Origin of the sequence: Pseudomonas abieticivorans (assembly GCF_023509015.1) — a bacterium.
In the GTDB taxonomy this organism is placed as follows: domain Bacteria; phylum Pseudomonadota; class Gammaproteobacteria; order Pseudomonadales; family Pseudomonadaceae; genus Aquipseudomonas; species Aquipseudomonas abieticivorans.
In genome coordinates this window covers 4,551,949-4,572,639 of sequence record NZ_CP094975.1, presented here as the reverse complement: position 1 = coordinate 4,572,639, position 20,691 = coordinate 4,551,949, and the positions used below count along the sequence as shown (strand labels likewise).

18 protein-coding genes and 3 tRNA genes are annotated in these 20,691 nt (G+C 64.2%); 4 read left to right on the top strand and 17 right to left on the bottom strand.

The window, feature by feature from the left end; all coding sequences use genetic code 11:
• Position 1 precedes the first annotated feature (1 nt).
• The 7 genes from L9B60_RS20995 to L9B60_RS20965 form a co-directional block, all read right to left on the bottom strand.
• Positions 2-832 (bottom strand): DUF2797 domain-containing protein, encoded by an 831-nt coding sequence (locus L9B60_RS20995; protein ID WP_249672808.1) that lies wholly within the window; start codon positions 830-832, stop codon positions 2-4.
• Complete coding sequence (locus L9B60_RS20990; protein ID WP_249672805.1) at positions 829-1,089, bottom strand: YeaC family protein; 261 nt, start codon at positions 1,087-1,089, stop codon at positions 829-831. The genes L9B60_RS20995 and L9B60_RS20990 overlap by 4 nt, the downstream gene beginning before the upstream one ends.
• A 98-nt stretch (positions 1,090-1,187) precedes the next feature.
• Positions 1,188-2,111 carry a tetratricopeptide repeat protein gene (locus L9B60_RS20985; protein ID WP_249672803.1) on the bottom strand — a complete coding sequence of 308 codons (924 nt, stop codon included), beginning with the start codon at positions 2,109-2,111 and terminating at the stop codon, positions 1,188-1,190.
• Positions 2,111-2,596: a hypothetical protein gene (locus tag L9B60_RS20980; protein WP_249672802.1), complete on the bottom strand. Its 486-nt coding sequence runs from the start codon at positions 2,594-2,596 to the stop codon at positions 2,111-2,113. The genes L9B60_RS20985 and L9B60_RS20980 overlap by 1 nt, the downstream gene beginning before the upstream one ends.
• A complete protein-coding gene (locus tag L9B60_RS20975; protein WP_249672800.1) occupies positions 2,596-3,843 on the bottom strand; it encodes an ATP-binding protein in 1,248 nt (415 codons plus the stop codon). Before L9B60_RS20975 ends, L9B60_RS20980 begins: the two co-directional genes overlap by 1 nt.
• A 39-nt stretch (positions 3,844-3,882) precedes the next feature.
• Positions 3,883-4,857 (bottom strand): metallophosphoesterase, encoded by a 975-nt coding sequence (locus tag L9B60_RS20970; protein WP_249679853.1) that lies wholly within the window; start codon positions 4,855-4,857, stop codon positions 3,883-3,885.
• Positions 4,854-5,744, bottom strand: coding sequence for an NAD(+) kinase (locus tag L9B60_RS20965; RefSeq protein ID WP_249672798.1), 891 nt, complete (start codon positions 5,742-5,744; stop codon positions 4,854-4,856). The genes L9B60_RS20970 and L9B60_RS20965 overlap by 4 nt, the downstream gene beginning before the upstream one ends.
• A 136-nt stretch (positions 5,745-5,880) precedes the next feature.
• On the opposite strand from L9B60_RS20965, the gene L9B60_RS20960 reads away from it, so the two are divergent.
• Both L9B60_RS20960 and L9B60_RS20955 read left to right on the top strand, forming a co-directional pair.
• A complete protein-coding gene (locus tag L9B60_RS20960) occupies positions 5,881-6,828 on the top strand; it encodes a DUF1853 family protein (RefSeq protein ID WP_249672795.1) in 948 nt (315 codons plus the stop codon).
• Positions 6,829-6,862: 34 nt separating this feature from the next.
• Positions 6,863-7,411 (top strand): cytochrome b, encoded by a 549-nt coding sequence (locus L9B60_RS20955; protein ID WP_249672791.1) that lies wholly within the window; start codon positions 6,863-6,865, stop codon positions 7,409-7,411.
• A gap of 19 nt (positions 7,412-7,430) precedes the next feature.
• On the opposite strand, the gene L9B60_RS20950 is transcribed toward L9B60_RS20955, so the two are convergent.
• The 4 genes from L9B60_RS20950 to L9B60_RS20935 form a co-directional block, all read right to left on the bottom strand.
• Positions 7,431-8,324 (bottom strand): 1-aminocyclopropane-1-carboxylate deaminase/D-cysteine desulfhydrase, encoded by an 894-nt coding sequence (locus L9B60_RS20950; protein ID WP_249672790.1) that lies wholly within the window; start codon positions 8,322-8,324, stop codon positions 7,431-7,433.
• Positions 8,325-8,359: 35 nt separating this feature from the next.
• Entirely contained in the window at positions 8,360-9,766 is a 1,407-nt protein-coding gene (locus L9B60_RS20945) for a glycosyltransferase family 32 protein (RefSeq protein ID WP_249672788.1), read from the bottom strand.
• The gene (locus L9B60_RS20940; RefSeq protein ID WP_249672786.1) at positions 9,723-12,023 is read right to left on the bottom strand and encodes a dermonecrotic toxin domain-containing protein; all 2,301 of its coding nucleotides are present in this window, start codon (positions 12,021-12,023) and stop codon (positions 9,723-9,725) included. The genes L9B60_RS20945 and L9B60_RS20940 overlap by 44 nt, the downstream gene beginning before the upstream one ends.
• A gap of 78 nt (positions 12,024-12,101) precedes the next feature.
• A complete protein-coding gene (locus L9B60_RS20935; RefSeq protein WP_249672785.1) occupies positions 12,102-14,138 on the bottom strand; it encodes an NADPH-dependent 2,4-dienoyl-CoA reductase in 2,037 nt (678 codons plus the stop codon).
• A gap of 525 nt (positions 14,139-14,663) precedes the next feature.
• Here L9B60_RS20935 and L9B60_RS20930 point away from each other — a divergent pair.
• Together L9B60_RS20930 and L9B60_RS20925 are read left to right on the top strand one after the other, a co-directional pair.
• Entirely contained in the window at positions 14,664-15,770 is a 1,107-nt protein-coding gene (locus L9B60_RS20930; protein ID WP_249672782.1) for a nitrilase-related carbon-nitrogen hydrolase, read from the top strand.
• 4 nt (positions 15,771-15,774) lie between these two features.
• Entirely contained in the window at positions 15,775-16,803 is a 1,029-nt protein-coding gene (locus L9B60_RS20925; protein WP_249672781.1) for an AraC family transcriptional regulator, read from the top strand.
• Positions 16,804-17,100: 297 nt separating this feature from the next.
• Here L9B60_RS20925 and L9B60_RS20920 read toward each other — a convergent pair whose 3' ends face one another.
• From L9B60_RS20920 to L9B60_RS20895, 6 genes are all read right to left on the bottom strand, one after another.
• A complete protein-coding gene (locus tag L9B60_RS20920) occupies positions 17,101-17,874 on the bottom strand; it encodes a DUF2242 domain-containing protein (protein WP_249672779.1) in 774 nt (257 codons plus the stop codon).
• Between the two features lie 295 nt (positions 17,875-18,169).
• Positions 18,170-18,246: transfer RNA gene (locus L9B60_RS20915), tRNA-Asp, on the bottom strand.
• Between the two features lie 93 nt (positions 18,247-18,339).
• Positions 18,340-18,416 (bottom strand) — tRNA-Asp (locus tag L9B60_RS20910).
• Between the two features lie 61 nt (positions 18,417-18,477).
• Positions 18,478-18,553: transfer RNA gene (locus L9B60_RS20905), tRNA-Val, on the bottom strand.
• Positions 18,554-18,688: 135 nt separating this feature from the next.
• Positions 18,689-19,465 carry an SDR family oxidoreductase gene (locus L9B60_RS20900; protein ID WP_438866146.1) on the bottom strand — a complete coding sequence of 259 codons (777 nt, stop codon included), beginning with the start codon at positions 19,463-19,465 and terminating at the stop codon, positions 18,689-18,691.
• On the bottom strand, positions 19,465-20,676 hold the full coding sequence (locus L9B60_RS20895; protein ID WP_249672774.1) for an O-succinylhomoserine sulfhydrylase: 1,212 nt from the start codon (positions 20,674-20,676) through the stop codon (positions 19,465-19,467). The genes L9B60_RS20900 and L9B60_RS20895 overlap by 1 nt, the downstream gene beginning before the upstream one ends.
• Between the last annotated feature and the right edge of the window lie 15 nt (positions 20,677-20,691).

The window sequence follows — 20,691 nt, the reverse complement described above, 5'->3', positions numbered from 1 at the left end:
TCTACTGATGCACGGCGAGCTGGTACGCCGTGTATTTGCGAATATTGATCACGCCGGTGTCAAAGATCAGGTACTGCCCCTTGATGCCCAGCAGCGTGCCTTCGGCGATCGGATTCTTGTCCAGGTTGAAACTGACGATCTTGGCCGGGTAGGCCTCGACCGGGTAGCGAATGTCCAGGACTTGGCTGTCATGCAGCGGTTGGATCGCCTGCAGGCCGAAGCGTTCCTGCAGCATGTTGAGGCCGACGCCGCAGGTGTCGAACAACATGTCGCGCACTTGCGCAAGGTCCACCGGCACCGCGTCGCCCTTGAGCAATGCGCGCCAATTGGTGCGGTCGGCCACCTGCGAGCGGAACAGGTCTTCGACCAGCCCCGACTGCTGCCGGGTGGCCACGCGCACGATCGGCAACGCCTGGCTGGCACCCTGGTCCAGCCAGCGGGTGGGCAACTGGGTGGCGCGGGTGATGCCGACCTTGATGCCGGAGCTGTTGGCCAGGTACACCACGTGGTCGGTCATGCAAAACTGCTCGCCCCACGCTGGGTCGCGGCAGGTGCCGGCCTCGTAGTGGCAGCGTTCCGGGCTCATGATGCACACGTCGCACTGGGCAAGCTTGGTCATGCAGGGGTAGCAATAGCCCTGGCTGAAGCTGGTCTTGGTTTTGCGCCCGCAATGGCTGCAATGGATGGCGCCCAGGTATTCCAGGCGCACGGTCTTGCCGATGAGCGCATTGACCGGGATATCCAGTTCGCCCAGGCGGAACCCGTACTGCACCGCGCCGTCATCGAGGCGGGTGGACATTTTACTGATGGCACCGCGACCAATCTCGTTCAATGGACCGCATCCGACTTGAATAGGATGTTCGGCACTGGCGCCGACTTGGACGAGCATTCCTGCGGGCCCATGTAACCGGTGCGCTGGTCTTCGGGCAGGTTCTGGATTTCCCAGGCGATGACCGCCTGCAGGGACAATGCTTTCTGTTCGGCGGTGAGCTTGCGGCCGTCCGACCATTTACCGATTTCCACGGCCAGTTTCAGGCTCTCGTAGATGTCGGGGGTGATGTTTTCGATCATGTGGGCAAACGTCGACATGCGGGGCACTCTCCAGTAGATGCCGCTAGTTTAACGAGGCGCCCGGCCGAGTGCACGGGGCGCCTTGCGCAACCGGACGGGCGCACGGCCCGGCCGGGTCAGAAGTGCTTGGACAACTTGACCTGCACCAGCTCCTTGTCCAGTGAGCGCCGGAACATCTGCGGCGCGGCAAAGGTATAGACCACGAAGGCCAGCCACGCCCAGTCGATGAACTGCGCTGCCTGGGGGTAGCCGTGCTGGGCGACCGCGATCACCGTGACCCGGTACACCACGAACATTGCCAGCAGGATGACGATGGCGCGGGCGTTGCCGCGTTCGGTCATCCAGGAATTGAAGCGCCACCACAGGCCCATGAACAGGCTTTCGCGGGCCTTGACCGCCGTCAGCAGGTGCAGGGCGGCGATGTCGTTGGCGTTTTCTTGCAGGGCCCAGATAGCATGCTCGCGGGCACCCGCAGTGTCGCCTTCGCGCAGCAGCAAATGGCCGAGCACCACCACCGCGCCGCTATGCCCTGGCTGAGCCTGCAAGGCCTGGCGGGCAAAGGTCTGCGCCAGTTCCCAATGGCCACCGGCGCGGTGGTACTGCGCCAGGGCGACCAGGTTGGCGGCGCTGTCGGGGTCCAGTTCCAGGGCTTTTTCCAGCGGTGCCAAGGCTTGGGCCTCGCGGCCGGTCAGTTGGTACAGTTCAGCCAGGGCCCGATGGTTGGTGGGGCTCAACGGCTCCATGTCCAGCAGTTGCAACAGGTGCTGTTCGGCCGCCTTGAACTGACGCTGGGCGATCGCGACTTGTGCGGCCGCGTAATGCGCCAACGGCAGTTGCGGGTCGGCGCCCAGGGCCTGTTGCGCCTCGTGGCGGGCGGCGTGCACGCGTTTCATGTTCAACAGGCACACCGACAACAGGGCGTGGGCCTCGGCGCAGTCGGGGTCTTCGGCCAGCAGTTGGCGCAGGCTGTCCATGGCGCCATCGTGGTGGCCACTTTGCAGGCGTTGGTAGGCCAGGTGCAGCAAGGTTTCGGTATTCATCAGCTCACCACCAGGTACCACAGGGTTGCCGGCACCAGGTGCAGCACGTACCCCTTGAGCCAGAAGGCGCCGACCAGTACCACGGGCAGCCCGAAACGGTTGAGTACACCGCCGTAATACTGATAGATCTCGATGGTCGCGCTCTGCTGGTTGAACAGCAGGTAACCGATGCCCAGCTTGAAGATCAGCAGCGCCAGCAAGGCGTACTGCACATCGGCGTCGGTGGCGATGATGCCAGCGCTGAGCAGTTGCATCAGCACCAGGGCCAACACCACGCTGCCGACCAGGCCGCCTATCACCAGCAGCCATTCGCGCACCCGGTTGGGGCTGCCCACGGCCACGGCGTTGAAGGCAAACCACGGCAGGCCCAGCCAGAAACCGCCGAGCATCAGGCCCAGCAGCGGCCACAGTGGCGACACCGCGAACCGCGCCAGGGTGCCCGGGCGCGGCTCGTCATCGATACGGTAACCCCCACGCGCAGCCATCAGCGGTCCTTCCCGTGTTTGTCGAGGAAGGCCAGCACTTCGTCGTACTGGTTGCCTTCGTTGGCGTAGCGGGCGTAGTTGCGCGCCGTGGTCAGCCATTCAAGCGTAGTGGCGCGCACCTCTTTCAAGGCCAGCTTGAGGTGCTTGTCGCTGATCGGCTGTTCGGCGCCTTGGGCGATGGAGGCCTCGATGGCTTCATCGGCCGCGGTTTCGATCAGCTCGCTCAGGTCGGCACCGGAGAAACCCGAGGTGTTCTTGGCCAGAAAGGCGAAATCGATGTCGTCGGCGCTCGGCCGGTCGGCCATCATCATCTTCAACATGGCTTCGCGGGCCGGGCGATCGGGCGGCGGCACGAACAGCACGCGGTCGAAGCGGCCAGGGCGGCGAAAGGCCGAGTCCACCGACCACGGCACGTTGGTGGCGGCCAGAATCAGCACGCCATGGTTGTCATGGGTAAAGCCGTCCATCTCGGACAGGAACTGGCTGACCAGCTTGGACGAGGTGGCCTCGCGGGTGTTGGAGCGCTTGCCGCCCAGGGCCTCGACTTCGTCGAAGAACATCACCGCCGGGGCCTGCGCGCGGGCTTGCTCGAACAGCGCGTGGAGCTTGCGCTCGGACTCGCCGATGTACATGTCCAGCACGTCGGAGATGGCGATATTGAAAAAGGTGGCCTTGCACTCCCCCGCCGTGGCCCGGGCCAGCAGGGTTTTGCCGCAGCCGGGCGGGCCGTACAGCAGCACGCCGCCGCCGACCTTCTTGCGAAAGCGCTGGAACAGGCCAGGCTTCTGGTACGGCAGAATGATCTTTTTGTGGATGGTCTTTTTCAACTCATCCAGGCCACCGATGTCGTCGAACGTCAGGGTTTCCTTGTTCGGCTCCAGCAGGCGGGTGACTTCGGTGTGGTCGGTGTCATCGTTGGAGATGACCCGCAGCTTGGGCCGCCCGGCCGCCGTCGGCACCTCGACCACGGTCACGCTCAGCGTGCGCCACAGGTCCATGTCTTCCAGCGCCGGGTTGTCGCTGATGGCGGCGCGGTACTCGACCTGGCCCTCCTTCAGCCGGCCCAGGGCTGCCAACAGGCGCGCACGCAGTAGGCGCACGCCGGCGTCATCGCCTTCAGCCAGGGCCAGGCCGCGCTCGTATTCACCGCGCTCAAGGCAGGCCTTGAGCAGCAGCGTGATCAGCGCGGCATTGCCGGGAGACGCGCGCAGGGCCGCCTCCAATTGTTCCAGGGTGGAATCATCCATGGGTTGCAGCCTGTCGCCAAGTAATAGGGGTAAAGCCTGTCATGCCAAGGCCTCCGGGCGCTCGACATTGACCCACACGAATTTGTGCGGGTCGATGCGCGTTTCCTGGTCCAGGCGGTAGGCCACCAGCTTGCCATACAGCACCGCGCTGTAGTCCAGGCAGGCCAGGTTGGGGCGGATGGCCGCGGGTTTGCCGCTGCGCCAGTAGTGACCGACGAACAGCAACGGCTCGTCGACGCCATAGCGCAGCAAGGTGTCCTTTTGCGTGGTGGTCAGCGGGGTGCTGGCCACCTGGGCGGGCAATGCGTCGGGCTGGAAGACGATGTCGCCGTAGGTCTGCGGGTCGTCTTCCCAGAACTTGGTGCGGAAGAACGCCCGGGTCAGGCCATCGCCGCCGGTCAGCGTCAGGCCATCGGGCAGGCGCATGTCGGTGCCGCGCAACAGCCGGTTGAAGGCCATGTTGGCGAAACTGCCATGCACGGCCGAGGCCTGCAGGAAGTGTTCGTCGATGCAGCCGTCGGGGTAGGCACCGCGCAGCGACTGGATCAGGTCGGCGTCCCAGCAGGCGTGCACCAGGCGAAAGCGCCCGGCGTCGAGGAACAGCGGCATGTCATAGAACCAGCCGAGAAAGTCGTGCCAATCGCCGGGGTGGTGGGCGAACTGGTCCAGGGTTTCCTCGATCAGCCGCGTGTGCCTGGGGTTGTGCTCGCGCACGTACTGCTTGCCGCTGCCCGGCGCCGCCGGCGTGCTCCAGCCCAGGGCGTTGAATTCATGGTTGCCCATGATGCAGCGCGCCTGGCCGGCCTCGACCATGTCGTGGACGATGTGCAACGCCTCGCGGATGCGCGGGCCACGGTCGATGATGTCGCCCAGAAACAACGCCTGGCGCAGGGGGTGGCGCCACACGCCGCCGTGGCGGCGGTAGCCCAGGGTGTCGAGCAAATGCTCAAGGGTATGAGCACAACCATGCACGTCACCGATCAAATCGTAGCTGCGTGCGGGATCGAGCATCAGTCGCCTCCACCACCAAGCCGGCTGCCCCAGCCGAGCTTGGTGCGGCAGACTTCGTAGTAGTTGTGGTCCAGTGGGTGGATCAGGCGCAGTTTCTGCGACTTCTTGCTCACCGTGATGGTGTCGCCCGGCGCGCAGGTGAAGTGGTTTTGGCCGTCGCAGGACACTTGCGGGTAGATCTGCATGTCCTTGGCCACGACGATTTTGAGTTCGCTGTTGCCGTCGACCACGATGGGCCGGCCCGACAGGGTGTGCGGGTACATCGGCACGATGACGATAGCGTCGAGCTTGGGGTGCATGATCGGCCCGCCGGCAGACAGCGCGTAGGCCGTGGAGCCGGTGGGCGTGGCGACGATCAGGCCGTCGGCCTTCTGGCTGCAGACGAACTGGCCGTCGATGTAGATCTCGAATTCGATCATGCGCGTGGATTTGCCGGGGTGCAGCACCACGTCGTTGAGCGCATCGCCCTGGCCGATGGCTTCGCCGTGGCGACGCACTTCGGCTTGCAGCAGGAAGCGGTTTTCCACCAGGTAATGGCCGTCGAGCACCTCGGCCACCTTGACTTCCAGCTCGTCGGGGCGGATGTCGGTGAGAAAGCCCAGGCTGCCGCGGTTGATGCCCAGCACCGGCACGTTGTGCCGGGCCAGGGCGCGGGCCGCGCCCAGGAGGCTGCCATCGCCGCCCACCACGATGACCATGTCGCACACCTCGCCGAGCATCTTGCGCGAGGAGGTTTGCAGGCTGTGGCCGGGCAGCACTTCGGCAATGGTGTCTTCGAGGATCACGTGCATGTGCCGTTCGAGCAGGAATTTTTTCAGGCGGCGAATGGTATCAAGCACCTGGGAACTGCCGAGGCGGCCGATGATACCGATATTGCGAAATTGCTCCATGGGGCTCCTGCTGAATCTGAAACGGGCGAACGCTAGCGCGGCGGGGCCCTGAATGAAACGTGGGGTCGATTATGGGCGAAAGCAACCGGCAGGACAAAATCCTTTCAGCCTGCGGGCGAACAGCTATGCTCGCAGGATGAGCCTGTTCCCGACCTTGCAACACTTGCCCCGGCGCCTGCGCCACCCCGAAGTGCGCGACCTGGCGTGGGTGATCCTGGCCCCGCCCATGCTCGCCAGCACGCCGTGGCCGCAGCGCCACCCGCTCACCGGCAGCGCCTGGGTGCAGGCACCCGACGCCCTGGAACACTGGTTATGCCGGTTGGATGAAGACAGTACCCCACTGCTGGCCTGGCTGGCCAAGGGCGCGACGCGGCGCCTGGGCCTGTATTACGAACGCCTGTGGCAGTTCGCCCTGCAGCACGCCCCGGGCGTTGCGCTGATTGCCGCCAACCTGCCGATCCGCCGCGCCGGGCACACCTTGGGCGAACTGGACGTGCTGCTGCGTGACGCCGACGGGGTGCACCATCTTGAACTGGCGATCAAGCTGTACCTGGGGCCTCAAGCCGGTAATGGCAGCGACGCCACGCTGTGGCTGGGCCCCGGTTGCCATGACCGGCTGGACCGCAAGCTGGCCCACCTGACGCAGCACCAATTACCGATTTCCGCTCGCCCGGAAAGCCGCGAGGCCCTGGCCGCCTTCGGTATCGAGGAGTTCAGCGCGCAACTGTGGCTGGGCGGCTACCTGCTGTACCCCTGGCCGGGGCAGGCGCAGGCCCCGATGGGCGCCCACCCCGAACATTTGCGCGGGCGCTGGCTGCACCAGCGTGACTGGCCGGCGTTCATCGCCGTCAGCTCATCGGGGCGTTGGCAGCCTTTGCCGCGCGCAAGCTGGCTGGCACCGGCGCATTTTACCGATGCTGACAGCTGGCCGGCACACCGCTTGCAGCAGTGGCTGGCAGTGCTGGACCCGCTGGCACCGGCACAATTGCTGGTGCGCCTGGTGCCCGATGACGCCGGTGGCTGGGACGAAGCCGAACGGCTGTTTTTGGTGTCTGACCTGTGGCCGAACGTACCGGGCAATTGATAAAAAATAACGAGATGACCGTGAGGAAACACCCATGACCTGGAAAAACACCGAGGCACGCTATGGCAGCGTGTCGATCGCCCTGCACTGGCTGATGCTGATACTGTTCGTGATCGTCTACGCCTGCATCGAATTGCGTGGCTTTCTGCCCAAAGGCAGCGGCGGACGGGCGTTGATCGTCGAGGCGCACTTCGTCACCGGGCTGAGCATTTTCGTGCTGGTGTGGATCCGCCTGCTGGCAAAGATCATGGGCGCCGCCCCCGCCATCGTGCCCAAGCCGCCAGCTTGGCAGATCGGCCTGGCGCACCTGATGCACGCGCTGTTGTACGCCCTGATGATCGCGATGCCGCTGCTGGGTTGGCTGACCTTGAGCGCCGCCGACAAGCCGGTACCCTTCTGGGGGCTGGAGTTGCCGCACCTGATCGCGCCCAACCCGGACGCCGCCAAGCAGATCAAGCACTGGCACGAGCAGATTGGCACCTGGGGCTATTGGTTGATCGGGCTGCATGCGCTGGCGGGGGTGTTTCACCATTACTTTGTGCGGGATAACACGTTGGTGAGGATGTTGCCGCGCCGGGGTTAATGCTGGATGGGGGGGCGGGTCAAAGCCGCCCCTGCAACCCCCCGGTATGCACAAACACCAAGCGCGCCCCCGGAGCAAACCCGTAGTCGCGCAACGCCATCAGCGCCTTGGCCGTATACACCTGCTCCAACGGCACCCCAGACTCACGCTCGCTGTCGGCCATGAAGGCCAGCAACCTATCATCTGCCTTGGCGAACCCTCCCCGGCTGGCGTCGATCAGTTCATAGCCCTGATTCTGCGCCCCGGCCTCTTGCAGGATCGACGCAATCATTTGCGGCACGCCATGGCCTGCCGGCACCGCCATGGCGCCGTACACCGGGTGCCGCCCCCGCTCGGCCACCACCAGCCCGGCCAAGGTGGTGCCAGTGCCGGCGGCCAGCCACCAGCCGTCGTAATCGTCCCAGCCCAACGCGGGCAGTTGTTCGGCCACCTGGTCCAGCAACACTGCGCAGCCTTGCGCGCCACACCATCCCGCGCCCCCTTCGGGTACTGGCAATAGCCGTGGGTACTGCGCCTGCCACGGCGCCCAGAACCCCGGCGCATGACGCGCACGGTAGCCGGCATAACCCAGCCAATGCAGTTGCATGCCCAATGCCTGCAGGTCGCGCACCGTGGGGGTGTCTACCGGATGCCCACGCACCAGCCCTACCGTGGCAAAGCCCAGGCGCTGGCCGGCGGCGGCCAGGGCGTGCAGGTGGTTGGAATGCGCGCCACCGAGGCTGATCAGGCCCGCGGCGCCGCTTGCCTGGGCCTGGCGCAGGTAGCCCTGCAGCTTGAAGCCTTTGTTGCCGCTGATCAGCGGGTCGACCAGGTCCAGGCGCAGAATGGCGACCTGCACCCCTGCCTGTTGCAGCCACGGCAGGTGCAGCGGCTGCAACGGGGCGCGAGGGAGATCACTGAGGCCTGCCTGCATAGGTAACGATCACACGAACGGGGCGGGCCAGTGTATCACCGCCCGGTCAGCCAACTGTGCGAGCTGCCGCCATTGATGACCCCTTCCAGAGGGGCCACCGCTGAGCGCATCGAGCGGGCCCACACAATCACCTCTTGTTCGGGGATCACCCCGCGCAGTTCCAGCTCAAACAGATAGCGCCTGGCCTGCCAATACTGGACGTGACGAGGGTCGGCCAAGCGCAGCACGTCATTGAACATCGCCGGCCCCGTGGTACGGGAAACATGGCTCATGTAGTCGACCATGGTCGGGTCGCCGGCCCACGGCCGCCGCTGCAATGCCGACTTGTATTGGGCAAAGCGGCGCAGCAACTCCTCGGACACCGCATCCATCAATGGGTTGGCCTTGAGCGTGGCAAAATGGCTGTTGTTGGGAATCGAGTCCAGCCCCAGCAAGACATGGGACACCGCCCCGCCGGTGAACACCTGCCCGCGCTGTATGTTCAGCGCGGGCAAGCCCTCGAGCAACTCGTCGTCCAGGTCAAGGTAAGTCCCATCGAAGGCGAACATCAAACGGTAGCGCAGCACGTCGCAGGCAGCAGCGTAATTGCGCTCGGCCGCCTGCAGGAAAAACTCGAAGGGTTCGGCGTGGCGGCTATCGAGGAAGGCCTTGAAGAACGGTTCATTTTCCAGGGCGAGGAATTTCACGTACTTGAAGCGCTCGCGCAGTTGCTCCAATTGCGCTTGGGGGCTGGTCACCCCGCCTTTGGGCAACACATGCACGGTCAGGGTGGTCGGGGTCAGGCGCGTGCGTTGGCTGTTGCCGTCGATCACCTGGCCATGGCGAGCGATCAGCTCATCGGCGCTGCCGATCCACACCTGATGCACCGTGGGTGGCAGCGGCTCCACCTCACCGGCCAGGCGCAGCGGCGGCATGGGCGGCAGCTCACTGCAGCCCAAGGCCCGGCGCGCCATCTGCCGTTCCACGGGGCTGGCCACCAAGTGGCCTTCGCGACTGGCGACGAAACGGCCGGTGGCACGGTCCAGGCGGTAATAGTGCTGGTTGTCCGCACAAAACCATTGATGGCTGTTCAGGTCGTACTTCACCACGTGGTCCAGGCCATCGGCGCGTAGGGTAAAGAACATTTCCGAGCGCTGCTGGAAGGCTTCACGGTTGCAGCGCACCCCCGCCAGCACATAGAGCGCATCCACCTTGCGCGGGTTCTGGTGGGCGTTCATTCCGCCCTTCAGTGCAGCCCGCGCAGCCAGGCGCCAGCGGCCTGCTCCGTCGCTGACGATGAGCGGGTCCGGGTTGGAAAAAACCGACGTGCGCGTCAGGGCCAAGCCGTCGCCCAGGCGGAAGGTCGAGTGCCCCGCCAGGGCGTCACGCACTTCGTAGACCTGATAGTCCAGCCCGTTTTCAAGCCGCACATACAACGCCCCCCCGAACCACGTACAGGCCACGGCGTGGCCCCTGGCTGAAGGTAAAACGTTCGGCCTGCGCAGCGCTGGCGTGTATGGCCGACAGCGTCAGTTGCGGCGTGGCCGCTGCTTGCTGCAGCCGCGAAGGGCCCACCCTGAGCCGCTTGGCACGGGGCAAGGACAGGTTGGCGTTGGCCAGCCCTGACACGCTGCTAAGGGCTTCAAGCAGGTAATCGGCGGCCTCTTCGCGCTGCCCTGCGGCATAAGCGGCGTAACCACTGAACGAGAGATAGGCCAGCTCTGCCAGGTCCAAGGCGGTCATCAAGCGCCCCGGCACCACCACGCTGATCACGCGAAACACCAGCGCGGCAATGGCCAGGCCCTGCTCGCGCGCCAGTTCACCGTGGGACACCGACTGGCTATCGGCCTCGGCCAACAGGAAACGCGTTCGATAATCAAAGCAAAACTGCGGCCATGGGCCAGTAATCTCCGGCGCCTTGAGTTCGGCACCGGCCTTGCCCTTGGCCAACGCCTGCAATAAGCGCAGCGCGGCGTTTTGCTGATGCCCGCCAAAGCGCCCCACCCAGTAACGCACCACTGGGCTCCATTGCGACGGCATCAGTGCCAGCTCTTGAAGGTCGCGCTCCAGAGCGGCACGGGCGGCGCCGAACGAACTGTGGCGGGTGAACGCGCGATCACCGGGATAGCCTGGCGTGTAGAGCAATACCGACGACTCGCCCGACTCACTGAAAAAAAACACATCGCGGGCGCTGTTGCCGTCAAAAACCCAACCCTGCACCTTTACCGTGCGCCCCTGGCGCAAGGGCCGGCTGGCAGCCGAGGGGTAATCGAGCACGTGCATCACGCAAGCCAGGCCGCTGGCATCCAGCAGCCCGGCCTTGAAATGCACCTGCGCGGCAAGGCGCAATTGGCTCGCAATCAAGTCCAGCGCCGCGCCCTTGGCGGTGTCGAATCGCCCCTGACGGGCCGCCTCCGCCGGGCGCACCAGCCGGGCGCTCAGCATGGCTTGGTAGCCTTCTTCCAGCTTCAGTCGCGCGGCCAGTTCATCCAGTTGCCGGAAGCTGAAAACAGCCTGCTGCTCATCACTCAAACCCACCCACTCCAGGCGCCTGTGACCATCGCCTTGGCGATCCACCCGCAGCGCCAGGTATTCGAGCATCGACACGTACTCACTGCTCTCTTGACTGTGCCCACGGTCCGGCTCAAGGCTGGGTGCCAGCTCGATGAGCAGTGTGTTGTCAGAGAACACCCGGCCATGGACCATCAGCCCCACGCTCGAAACATCGGCCACCAGCCCAAGCTTCGCCAGCTCAGCGCTAACCCGCCCGCGCGCGTAGTCCTGGAAGCTGGGCAATGGGCCAAAATAGTCATCGACGACCTTGCCCAAGGCCCACTGCCGCGCCACCAAGGCGTCCAGCGCTGGGTCCGGCTCACGCACGGCGCTCGGCCAGCTCCCACGCAATGCGTCGCGGTAGGTGCGGTACTGGCGTAGCCGCTGCGCCCAGCGATTGCAGGAAACATCCAGGCCAATCAGCGCATTCCACTGGGAGGCTTGGGCAGACTCCTCGCAGGCTTTCCAGGCTGCGACCTGATGCGCCACCACGGCGCTGAAAAGGTTCTCGCGCAGGGGCACCGCCACCAGTGTGACCCGGCCATCGACCAGCGCCTTGAGCAGCTGCATTTGATCGAGCGGCGCCTGGCGCGCCAGCACCAACTGACGCTGGCGACGGTCACGCACAAGGCCCCGGGCCAGGCTGTCCAGAGCCGCCTGCAAATGATCAAAACGCTTGAGGTAGCCGTCCTCGCCGCAGTTGTACAGCAGGGCTTGGCCCGTCGCAGCCTGGCGCTCGGTGACGTGGCCCAGGGCGTAGTCGACGCCGGCGGGCCGCTGGCTGATGACAAAAAAACCTGCCAGCGGCGCACTGCGCATGCCGCTGTCGTCAAGCAAGTGCAGGCTATACGCCTCGCGGCCACTGACGCGATCCTGCCAGCGCGGCTGGCGAACATACTCCTCAACCAGCTGCAGGGCCGAGTGCGCCAGGCCACCGAACAGGTGCTGCAAAGTCGCCTGTTCCAGGAAGTGATCGCGCAGGCGAAGTTCTTGCCGCAACTGCCGGGTCACGTGGTGCGAATCAATCGGCAACTGCCAATAAGCCAGGGCAGCCACGACAAACCCCGGGTGATCGTTTGGGGCCAGGCGCGGTAGCGCGGTCAGGTCGGGGAGCCCTTCGGGCAGGTTTGCCACCCAGGGCTTGGGGTCGGTGATCAAAGCGTGCATGGGCGCACCTCTTGGGTTCTGGAAAACGCCCAGAATGCCCAACGACGGTGCGCCCACGGTGTTACATAACGCTTGGGCTCAGAGCCCGGCCGCCAGGCGCGAGCCCTGGTTGATGGCGCGCTTGGCGTCCAGTTCGGCGGCCACGTCGGCGCCGCCAATCAGGTGCACCGATTGGCCGGCGGCCACCAGGCCATCCTGCAGTTCGCGCAGCGGATCCTGGCCTGCGCAGATGATCACGTTGTCCACCGGCAGGAGTTGCGGTTCGCCTTCGCCGATGCGTATGTGCAGGCCGGCGTCGTCGATCTTCAGGTATTCGACGCTGTTGAGCATCTGCACCTGCTTGTTCTTCAAGCCCGTGCGGTGGATCCAGCCGGTGGTCTTGCCCAGGCCGTCGCCCACCTTGGTTTTCTTGCGTTGCAACAGGTACACCTGGCGCGCCGGCGCATGGGGCTGGGCCTTGATCCCGGCGACGCCGCCGCGCGCCTGGAGCGCAGTGTCGATGCCCCACTCTTTCCAGAACGCCTCGCGGTCCTGGCTGGTGGACACGCCCTGGTGCACGAGAAATTCGCTGACGTCAAAGCCAATGCCGCCAGCGCCGATCACCGCCACCTTCTGCCCCACCGGCTTGCCGGCCTTGAGCACGTCCAGGTAGCTGAGTACCTTGGCGTGCTCGATGCCCTGGATCGCAGGCAGGCGCGGGGCGATACCGGTGGCCAGGATGATCTCGTCATAGCCGCCTGCCAACAGATCGGCCACCGCTACCCGCGTGTTCAGGCGCAGGTCCACGCCAGTGGTTTGCAGCTTGCGCGAAAAATAGCGCAGGGTTTCGTAGAACTCTTCCTTGCCCGGCACGCGCTTGGCCACGTTGAACTGGCCACCGATCTGTTCAGCCGAATCGAACAGGGTCACCGCATGGCCACGCTCGGCGGCCACGGTGGCAGCGGCCAGCCCGGCGGGGCCTGCGCCCACCACGGCAATCTTTTTCATGTGCTGGGTGGGCACGTAATTGAGCTCGGTCTCATGGCAAGCCCGCGGGTTGACCAGGCAACTGGTCAGCTTGCCGCCAAAGGTGTGGTCCAGGCAGGCCTGGTTGCAGCCGATGCAGGTGTTGATCTCATCGCCACGCCCTTGCGCCGCCTTGTTGACGAAGTCTGGGTCGGCGAGGAACGGCCGTGCCATGGAGACCATGTCGGCATCGCCTTCGGCCAGAATCTGCTCGGCCACTTCCGGGGTGTTGATGCGGTTGGTGGTGATCAGCGGGATCTTCACCGAGCCGCGCAGCTTGGCCGTGACTTTGCTGAAGGCTGCCCGCGGGACCTTGGTGGCAATGGTGGGAATGCGCGCCTCGTGCCAGCCGATGCCGGTGTTGATCAGCGTCGCACCCGCGCCTTCGATGGCCTGGGCCAACTGGACGATTTCTTCCCAACTGCTGCCACCTTCCACCAGGTCGAGCATCGACAGGCGGAAAATGATAATGAAGTTGGGCCCCACGACCTCGCGCACGCGGCGCACGATCTCGACCGCCAGGCGCATGCGGTTTTCGTAGCTGCCGCCCCAGCGGTCGGTGCGCTGGTTGGTGTGCGCGGCCAGGAACTGGTTGATGAAATAACCTTCCGAACCCATGATCTCGACGCCATCGTACCCGGCGACCTGGGCCAGTTGCGAGCAGTTGACGAAGTCGCGGATCTGCTTCTCGATGCCATCCTCGTCCAGCTCACGCGGTTTGAACGGGTTGATCGGCGCCTGGATCGGGCTGGCGCCGACCTGGTTGGGGTTGTAGGCATAGCGCCCGGCATGCAGGATTTGCAGGCAGATCTTGCCGCCCGCCTCATGCACCGCCTGGGTCACCACCTTGTGCTTGTCGGCCTCTTCAGGGGTGCTCAGCTTGGCCGCACCGGCGTACACGCCGCCCTCTTCGTTCGGGCCGATGCCGCCCGTCACCATCAAGCCGACACCGCCACGGGCACGCTCGGCAAAGTAGGCCGCCATGCGCGCAAAGCCGCCGGGCTTTTCTTCCAGGCCCGTGTGCATCGAGCCCATCAGGCTGCGGTTGCGCAACGTGGTGAAACCCAAGTCCAGCGGGGCCAACAGGTGCGGGTAGTGAGCAGCGGCCATTTTTATCTCCATCGTACACATCACGGTATGCGGGCGCCTCGTGTGCAGCGTGGGCGGCCGTCGTTTGTGCTGATGACAATAAGGTCCGCGACCGCAGCGCTCAATGACCAAATGTAACAAGTAAATGATCCAAACGAACATCTCACCCAAGAGTATCCAAACCTGGCCGATCTGTCCCAAATATAGAAACAATGAGTCTCATAACCGCCTAATTGTATCGATACCGTTAAGCCCGTAGAACTTACGACGCGGTGAGGCACTGGTGCGCGAATACACCATGCGCAAAGTCAGCTGCCCCCTGAGCCCACTGTAGGAGCGGATTTATCCGCGAAAAGAACACCGCGTAGTGTCAGGTATTACGCGGTGTTTTTTTCGCGGATAAATCCGCTCCTACAGGGTGGGGTGCATGATCTTCCAGCCATCCACAGGGCCAGCGTCACGAGGCCTTTGCTCAGCCAAATACTTTCGCTAACCCGTTGTTTTCCCGTAGTCTCGAAGCTTGTCCAAACGCACTGCCAGTTCACCATGCGCACATTGCTGATTTCCATCGCCTCACTCGTCCTGCTGGTTGCCCTGGGCAGTTACGCGCTGTGGACCACCCAACGCCCTGCCGGCCTGTACCTGTCTGACTTGCGCATCAAGGTGGCGGTCAACGAAGGCGTGCCTGCCGGTAACGGCAACCTGCTGGGCATCCAGCCTGAGTTGTACCCCGCCGACTATCAAAGCCTGTACCGCCTGCACCGCAAACTGGGGGCCTATCTGCAGGGGGCTCGCGACTTGGGCCTGCTCAATGCAAAAACCGTGGTGGTGCTGCCCGAACACATCGGCACCTGGTTGTGGGCACGCGGCGAAAAGGACGAGTTGTATCAGGCAGCCCACGAAGAAGAGGCGTTCAACTGGCTGGCGGTGAGCAACCCGCTGCGCTTTGCCCGCGCCTGGCTGCGGGCCAGCGGCAAGGACCGCCTGCAAGACACGCAATTGCGCATGAAAGCCGAGGCCATGGCCAGCGATTACCAAGCGCTGTTCGGGGGGCTGGCCAAGGAGTTCGGCGTAACCCTGGTGGCCGGCTCCATCGTGCTGCCCGAACCGATTGTCGCTGGCGGGCAACTGCACGTGGGCCGCGGCGCGCTGTACAACGCAAGCGTGGTATTTGGCGCCGACGGCCAACCGCTGGGCCAACCGCAACGCCAGCTCTACCCTTTGTACGAGACACGCAATTACATACGGGCCAGCAAGGATCAGCACCTGCAAGTTCTGGACACCCCGGCCGGGCGCCTGGGCATTTTGATTGGCAATGACAGCTGGTACGCCGCCAACTACGTCCAGTTGAACAGCCAGGCCGCGCAACTGATTGCCGTGCCGGCCTCGATTGCCGACAAGGGCCATTGGAACCTGCCCTGGCGCGGTTTCAACCGCCGGCACATTCCTGAAGATGCCACCCTCAAGCCCGGCGAAGTCACCGAGGGCCAGGCTTGGCAACGGCTCAACTTGGGCCCGGCCAGTGTCAGCGTGTTCCTGCGGGGGCAGTTCTGGGATCAGTTCAGCGACGGCCAGGGTTTCGCCAGCCATGCCGGCATTGCCCGCGGCAGTGATGGCGGGCGCGGCGCGCGCTTGATCAACCTATGGTTATAAGCCCATGAACCCGACCCGTATTCGCCTGGGTGACTTGTCCGTAGGTTACATCCAGAGCCTGGCGGATGCCGTGCGCAGCCATGGCCAAGACCCCACCGAGTTGCTTGAACAGTACGGACTGGACAGCGCTCGGCTGGCCGAACCGGGTGCACGGCTGTCGATCCCGCGCTACATGCGCCTGGGCTTTGCCGCGATGCAACTGTGCAATGATGCGGCACTGGGTTTGCGCATGGGCAACGCCAGCCGCCTGGCCCAAGCAGGCCTGGCCGGCGTGACGGCGGCGCAGGCGCCTACCGTGCGCGAGGCAGCCCGCACGCTGATCCGCTTCGAGCCACTGCATGCGTCCAATTACCGTGGCCAGTCGAGTTTTCACGAAGATGCCCACGGCGCCTGGCTGCGCTTTTACTCCATCAGCCCCTACAACGCCTACAACCGCTTCGTGGTGGACTCGGTGCTGTCCGGCTGGGTGGCCAAGCTGTCCAAGCTGAGCGCCACGGCAGTGCTGGCCGAGCGCATCGATATCGAGTTCGAGGCGCCCGTCTACGCCGTGCAGTACCAGGGCCTGAGCCTGGGACCTATCAGCTTTGGCGCCGAACATAATCAACTACGCCTGAGCCAGCAAAGCCTCGGGCTGCGCAACCCCGACCACTGCCCCAGCACCTTTCGCCAGTTGTTGCAGCTTTGCGAGCAGGAACTGGAACACAAGACCCGCACCCGCACCTTGCGCGAACGCATTACCCAACTCCTCGGCCCGCTGCTGAATGGCGGCCGCGAACCAGATCTGGAGGAAGTGGCTGCGCGCCTGAAATTGCCTACCTGGACGCTGCGGCGCAAACTGGCCGACGAAGGCACGCAGTTCCGCGTCATTCTCAACGAGACGCGGCGAGACCTGGCGATGGCCTATATCCGCGACACGGACCTGGCGTTTGGCGAGATTGCATTTTTGCTGGGGTTTGCTTCGCCAGAGGCGTTCCAACGGGCATTCAAGCGCTGGAATGGGCAAACACCGGGGGCGTTTCGGCGGGGTGGCTGACGCTGTTTGGTTCGCTGCCGTACGCTGGAAAGGGGTGCGCGACCTTAAAGCTCGGTCGCGTCTTCAGCAGGTTCCACGGGGTCGAGCTCAAAGGCCCGGTACTCGAGCAGCTCTTCTTGATAGTCATCCATTTTCGCGTTCCTTACGGTTAAACACAGGCCATCGGCTCACCTGGCCTTCATCGGCAGCTTATCGCAGCCCCATGAAGAAAAGATGACCAAATGGTCTGGGTTAAACGTAGCACGCGAGCATGAATTTAGTGAAGCCTGCAGCCCGCTCGGGGCCACAGGCTTGCACTCACTGGGCCGCAGCGGGCTCGGTGGTGGTGGTGGTGGCCGGCGTCGTACTGCTGGCCGGCTCGGCAGCGGCAGGCTCTGCGGTGGTCGCAGGCGTTGCCGGGGTGATCGGCGCCGCTTCGGCCGGTGGCGCCACCGGTTCCGAGCCTTGGCTTTCAACGGCAGCCGGGTGCGCTTCGGTGGCCACCGGCGCCGCCGGTGCCGCAGGCGTTGCGACTACAGGCGCAGGCGCTGCTGTTGCGGCAGCCGGTGCAGGCACAGGCTTGGCCGAAGGCTCCGGAATGCCCAGTTCATCCTTCGGCTTGTCGGGGATGTGGGCCTTCTTCTTCACTTCTTTAGGCAAGAAGTTTTCCACCAAGGCGAAGTAGCGATCGTAAAACTTGGACGAGGCCACCGTCTCGCTGGCCACCTTGACCATCGAATCGTCGGTGGAGCCGATCGGCATCGACACCGAGCCCAACACGCCGACACCCAGGCTGGCCGAGTTGTTGACCTTTTTCAGCGCGTAGCGATCCTGCAAGGCGTTGGCAAACATGGTCGAGCTTTGGTCACCACTGCCATCGGAGGCACAGGTGACCGAGAAGCTGATCTCCATGTGCGTCTCGCCAGTCTGCTGGAAGCTCTTGTGGCCGGCCAACTGCTTGGGGTCGCTGCTGGTGATGATATAGCCCTGGCTGAGCAAGGCACGGCGCGCGGCTTCGCACACCGAGGCATCACTGACCGGGTAGGTGCGCGAGAAGGTACCGGCATCATCGAAGTTTTCGTGTTCGTACATGGCGGGTTTCTTTGACGAACAACCGCTGAGGCCGGCCATCACTACCGCCAGCCCGCAGGCACCAAGGCCGATTGACTTTAACATTGCACATCCCGGGTAATACGATCCGCGGCTATTGTGCATCACAATGGCGGAAGAAGCGCATGAAATAGGTCTCAGATGGTTTACAACCCTACTACGACATTCCCTGCGGATAAAGGTTGCCAGTCTGCCCGACAAACTGCACAAACAAAAAAAGCGACCCGAAGGTCGCTTTTCTTGTGCATCGAAGAGTTCAAGGCTTCGACGCTTTGTATGGCGCAGCGGACGGGACTCGAACCCGCGACCCCCGGCGTGACAGGCCGGTATTCTAACCGACTGAACTACCGCTGCGTATCGCTCGGACTTGCGTCCGTTTGAATCAGGTCTGACCAAGCATGAGTAGCCGCTCGATCTCTGACACGGCATAGCCGAATCAGGTAAAAATGGCGCAGCGGACGGGACTCGAACCCGCGACCCCCGGCGTGACAGGCCGGTATTCTAACCGACTGAACTACCGCTGCGCAGTGTTGGATGCCTTCTCAGTAACAAGGCCTCCCCTCTTTGTTTAGAAGAGGATCAGAGTGGTGGGTGATGACGGGATCGAACCGCCGACCCTCTGCTTGTAAGGCAGATGCTCTCCCAGCTGAGCTAATCACCCGCTTGCCTCTCCAATGACGCGAACTTTACGCAGCTATCGAAGGTAAGTCAATAACTTTATTGAAGTTTTTTTCAAAAAAGTGATTTCCCCGCTTTCGCTCCCGTGCTGCCTATATAGAAGCACAGGCCCCCTCTTCTATTCCTGATAGATCATTTTGCGCGTCATGCCGCCATCCACCACGAACTCCTGGCCCGTGACAAAGCCGGCATTGCGCGACAACAACCAGGCCACCATGGCCGCCACATCTTCAACGGTGCCCACACGCCCAGCCGGGTGCTGGGCATGGTCGGCTTCGCTCAAGGGCTCTGCACGACGCGCCGCCGGGTCCCGTGCATCGATCCAGCCCGGGCTGACCGCATTGACGCGGATTTCCGGGCCCAGGCTGATCGCCAGGGCATGGGTCAAGGCCACCAGCCCGCCCTTGCTCGCCGCATAAGCTTCGGTGTCCGCTTCTGACTGACGGGCACGGGTTGACGCCAGGTTGACGATGGCCCCGCAGTGCGCACGCAGGTAAGGCGCGCAATGCTTGGCCAGTAACATGGGCCCGCTCAGGTTCACCGCCAACACCCGGTTCCAATGGGCAAGCGTCAGGCTTTCAAGGGTGGTGTTGTGCGGGTCGGTGACGGCTGCGTTGCAGATCAGCGCATCGAGCCGGCCGAACTGGCCCAGCACGTGTGCCACACCGGAGGCGACCTGGGCTTCGTCGGCGACATCCATGGGGATGAACACCGCATTGTCGCCCAGGGCACCGGCGACCTTGGGCCCGCGCTGGCGGTCCAGGTCGGTGAGCACCACCTGCCAACCCTCGCTGATCAGCCAGGCGGCAATGCCCAGGCCGATCCCGCGAGCAGCACCGGTGACCAGCGCGACGCGGCCGTTATGGCTGCTCGCGCTCGTAGCGGTCCAGTCGATCACAACGCCGCCAGCCCACGGGCCAGGTCGGCCTGCAGGTCGGTGACGTCTTCCAGGCCCACGGCGACGCGGATCAGGCTGTCGCGGATACCGGCCGCTTCACGCTCCTGTGGCGACAAGCGCCCGTGGGAGGTGGTGCCCGGGTGGGTGATGGTGGTCTTGCTGTCACCCAGGTTGGCGGTGATCGAGATCAACCGGGTGGCGTCGATAAAGCGCCAGGCGCCCTCTTTGCCGCCCTTGACCTCAAAGCTCACCACGCCACCGAAGCCGCGCATCTGACGCTTGGCCAGTTCGTGCTGCGGGTGGCTGGGCAAGCCGGCGTAATGCACCTTCTCGATGCCGTCCTGCTGTTCCAGCCACTGCGCCAGGACCTGGGCACTGGCACAGTGGGCGCGCATGCGCAGGTTCAGGGTTTCCAGGCCTTTGAGGAAGATCCAGGCGTTGAATGGGCTGAGCGAGGCACCGGCGGTGCGCACCACGCCGACCATCTCTTTCATGTGCTCGGCACGGCCGGCCACCACGCCGCCCATGCAACGGCCCTGGCCGTCGATGAACTTGGTGGCCGAGTGCACGACAATGTCCGCGCCCAGCTTCAACGGCTGTTGCAAGGCCGGGGTGCTGAAGCAGTTGTCGACCACCAGCAAGGTGCCCTTGGCGTGGGCGATGTCGGCCAATGCGGCAATATCGACCAGTTCGGCCAGCGGGTTGGACGGCGACTCGACGAACAACAACTTGGTGTTTGCCTTGATCGCGGCCTTCCAGCCATCGAGGTTGGCCAACGGCACGTACTCGACCTCGATGCCGAAGCGCTTGAAGTACTTGTCGAACAGGCTGATGGTGGAGCCGAACACGCTTTGCGAGATCAACACGTGATCGCCAGCGCTGCACAGGCCCATGGCCACGGCCGTGATGGCGGCCATGCCGGTGGCGAAACCAACGGCCTGCTCGGCGCCTTCCAGGGCGGCGATGCGCTCTTCGAAAGAACGCACGGTCGGGTTGGTGTAGCGCGAGTAGACGTTGCCCGGCACTTCGCCGGCAAAACGCGCCGCGGCATCAGCCGCGGTGCGGAAGACGTAGCTGGAGGTGAAGAACAGCGGGTCACTGTGCTCACCTTCCGGCGTGCGGTGCTGGCCGGCGCGTACCGCGAGGGTGTCGAAAGACACGCCCTCGAGGTCGCTGTCCAGTCGCCCGGCATCCCATTCCTGTGTCATGCCGCGTGCTCCTAA